The organism is Paenibacillus sp. OT2-17, assembly GCF_009827695.1.
GTDB lineage: Bacteria > Bacillota > Bacilli > Paenibacillales > Paenibacillaceae > Paenibacillus > Paenibacillus polymyxa_B.
On sequence record NZ_WUDQ01000448.1, the window covers coordinates 1 to 3,093 of the forward strand.

Annotated in this window: 4 protein-coding genes and 1 pseudogene; 1 reads left to right on the forward strand and 4 read right to left on the reverse strand. The window is 45.2% G+C overall.

Features of this window, described 5'->3' with window-relative positions; all coding sequences use genetic code 11:
• Positions 1-52: 52 nt before the first annotated feature.
• From GRP75_RS22835 to GRP75_RS22845, 3 genes are all read right to left on the reverse strand, one after another.
• A complete protein-coding gene (locus GRP75_RS22835; protein ID WP_023987779.1) occupies positions 53-553 on the reverse strand; it encodes an Lrp/AsnC family transcriptional regulator in 501 nt (166 codons plus the stop codon).
• Positions 554-696: 143 nt separating this feature from the next.
• Entirely contained in the window at positions 697-1,083 is a 387-nt protein-coding gene (locus GRP75_RS22840) for a spore coat protein (RefSeq protein ID WP_013309407.1), read from the reverse strand.
• Positions 1,084-1,117: 34 nt separating this feature from the next.
• Positions 1,118-1,354 (reverse strand): hypothetical protein, encoded by a 237-nt coding sequence (locus GRP75_RS22845; RefSeq protein ID WP_013309406.1) that lies wholly within the window; start codon positions 1,352-1,354, stop codon positions 1,118-1,120.
• A 113-nt stretch (positions 1,355-1,467) separates the two neighbouring features.
• Here GRP75_RS22845 and GRP75_RS22850 point away from each other — a divergent pair, with 113 nt between their 5' ends.
• Positions 1,468-2,706: an NAD(P)/FAD-dependent oxidoreductase gene (locus GRP75_RS22850; RefSeq protein WP_160790448.1), complete on the forward strand. Its 1,239-nt coding sequence runs from the start codon at positions 1,468-1,470 to the stop codon at positions 2,704-2,706.
• Positions 2,707-2,777: 71 nt separating this feature from the next.
• Here the strand turns inward: GRP75_RS22850 and GRP75_RS22855 are convergent.
• Positions 2,778-3,093 (reverse strand): annotated as a pseudogene (locus GRP75_RS22855) (MFS transporter); the annotation flags it as partial.

Here is a 3,093-nt window from a genome sequence, read left to right on the forward strand (position 1 = left end):
CTTTGTTACTGTCGGTAAATGTTTCTGTTTTGAGATTCATCATGATCTTCCTTTACGGCGAAATCACCAGACGATTATCTTCCTGATGATCCTCAAAGATAATTCCGTCCTGCTTGTATTTTTTAAGCGTAAAATTAGTCTTGGTGGACAAGACCGAGTCAATAGGAGACAGTTTCTCCGACACAAAATTAGCGACCTCACGGAGGTTGCGGCCTTCAACTTCTACCAGCAAGTCGTATGCTCCAGACATGAGATAAACCGATTTAACTTGCGGATACAAATAAATCCGTTCTGCAATACCTTCAAATCCTCTTCCACGCTCGGGTGTAATCTGTACTTCAATCAAAGCAGTAACCTTTTCGTCGTCGACTTTATCCCAATTGACTACGGCGGCGTACTTAACGATTACATGTTGGTCTTCTAGCTCTTTAATTGAGGTGCGTACATCCTGCTCGTCAACCCCCAGTAAAGTAGCCAACAAAGTCGGTGTTCTTCTTGCATCTTCTTTTAACAATTCCAGCACTTTTAATTTCAAACCATTTAGCTCTGTCATTCTACATAAGGCCTCCATCGAAAGAGATTACTATACATCATACAATACGCACTTTAAACCTGCAAAGAAAAACCGTCCGCCCCGGTAAACCCGGCAGACGGACGGCTGTTATGGGAAATTGCTTCAAAAACGGAATATCCCGTTTACATATAGTAAGGGTTATTCTGGTGAGTAGGCTGCCCTTGCTGATGCATAGGTTGACCATATCCCCCCGCTGATGACGACTTTTGCTGAATGAACTGTTGGCATTCGTGTTGGGTCTTGCGAGCTTCTTGAATCTGTTTGTCCAAATCGATGCGCAGTGCTTTTGACGAAGTGGAGTACATATTGTTTTGACTCATCAGACGATACAAATCGCCTTGTAGGCGCAGCGTATCGTTCGTAAGGTCGGTGAACATCTGACGCACAGACGGACAATTGGATTCCGTTGTCGCTGTTGTATACTCTCCCACCGTGCGTTTCATATCGGCAAGAATGGTATAGAGCAAATCTTCTTCGGGCATAAATGACGTATTGTTCTGTGAAAACATCGTGATATTACCTCCTTTATTGGTTAATCCATAATTACTGCTGCGGTTGCATAGGAGCAAGCTGCTGGTGCTGTTGAAGTGCATTGGAAAGCAGGTTCAGGTGGTTCTCATGAGTTCTCGCGAATTGCAGACAAGCTTGCTGAATGGCTGGATGCTGAATGGATGCTGCTGTCGCCGTACATTGCTTGAGCAGCAGTTCTTCATTGGAAATGGAGTCCACGATGTACTCCAGCTCTTTGCCTGTCAAGGGTTGCATGTTGGTAGATTGCATAGTCTCAGTGCCTCCTTAAATGTTTTGTTGCACGCTGGTTATCTTGTCCGTTTGGCGAAATACTATGTACACATAAGAGATACTACATATTGCCTATAAGGAGTGCTGTTTATATGGAATTGATTAGCGGGAATACGTATTGGCCGAGTACCTTGGAGCAAACATCGGATTTTCCGCCTTTGGCAGAGGATTTAAATTGTGATGTACTGATCATCGGAGGCGGGATGGGTGGGTCCATCTGCTCCCGGCTATTGGGAGAACGACAGGTAGACACCGTGGTTATTGATAAACGCAAGCTGGTACATGGAAGTTCTTCGGCCAATACCGGACTGCTGCAATATAGCAATGATAAGACCTTAACCTCCTTCATCAATACGTTTGGTGAAACGAACGGTGTACTGTTTTACCGTATGTGCAAAGATGCTCTGGATCAGTTGGAAAAACTGTCTACCACGCTGGAAATTGATCCGTCCTTTATACGCCGCAGTAGCCTGTACTATGCAAGTACATCGGAGGATGTGCAGATCCTTCAGGAAGAGTACAAACAGCTAACCCGGTTTGGATTTCCCGTCGAATACTGGGATGAGCAACAGATTGCAGCCCGATTTCCTTTTCGAAAATCAGCAGCCTTGTACACGCACGAAGATGCCGAGGTTAATCCATTTTTGTTTGCCCAAGGACTGTTGCAATCCGCCAGCCGTCTCGGTGTACGCTTATATGAGCATACGGAAGCCAAGCATTTTGAATTTAATGAAAATGAAGTTGTTTGTTATACCAGCGGTGGAATTATCCGAGCGAAAAAAATCATTTTTGCAACGGGTTATGAAACACAGGAGATTAAAACAGATCGCGGAGCCGTTCTGGAAAGCTCTTATGCTATCGCCACCAATCCAATCGGAGATGTTCCCTTGTGGTATGAGCAGTGTCTGATTTGGGAAACTACTCGTCCTTATCTGTACATACGCTCAACACCGGAAGGACGCATCATTATTGGTGGTTTGGATGAACCTGTACTGGACGCCCATCAACGTGAAATCAGGCTGCTACACCAACAGCAAAAGCTGCTGCAAACGCTACAGGAGCATTTTCCGGGTGTTCCATTTCAGATCGACTATGCTTGGGCGGCTGTATTCGGCTCCTCTCACGACGGCTTGCCGTATATTGGTCCACATCCACGTTTTCCAAACTGCTATTTTTTGGAGGGTTACGGGGGAAATGGGACGGTTACGAGTATGATGGCCGCACAGCTATTGGCTGATGAACTGACGGGCACACACCGACCTGAAATGGAGCTTTATTCTCTAAACCGTACTACCAAGCCCTCGCCTGAAACAACGGAACCGATGGTTTAACATATGAATACAAAAAGAACCTCTTTCCCCTACTAATTGGGTCTGGAGGTCTTTTTTAATGTATTTTCAAACTATTCGGTTTGCTTGTGCCAGCGTTGTGCATGGGAATGAGATTTGCTCTGCTTCGTCTTTTGTTCCATTTTCAGCACACTTCGCATAAAAAACCATCCGAGCACTGGCATCAATGCAAGGCCAATCAACAACCAGATCATCGCCGTAGGAGCCTTGCTGATACTTAGGACACCCAAGAAAATGAGTGTTCCGGTCAATCGGCCTACCATTAAGCATAGTTCGCGCAGTACAACCAGTTCCACTCTCTGATTGGCATCTCCTTTACTCGTCCCCATTAAATCAAAGCTCGCAGAAATCATGGGAATTAAATATAAA

What these genes read in the sequence shown, in the direction of transcription:
- GRP75_RS22835 (WP_023987779.1), bottom strand. Translation starts at nt 553, where the DNA reads ATGACAGAGCTAAATGGTTTGAAATTAAAAGTGCTGGAATTGTTAAAA.
- GRP75_RS22845 (WP_013309406.1), bottom strand. Translation starts at nt 1,354, where the DNA reads ATGCAATCTACCAACATGCAACCCTTGACAGGCAAAGAGCTGGAGTAC.
- GRP75_RS22840 (WP_013309407.1), bottom strand. Translation starts at nt 1,083, where the DNA reads ATGTTTTCACAGAACAATACGTCATTTATGCCCGAAGAAGATTTGCTC.
- GRP75_RS22850 (WP_160790448.1), top strand. Translation starts at nt 1,468, where the DNA reads ATGGAATTGATTAGCGGGAATACGTATTGGCCGAGTACCTTGGAGCAA.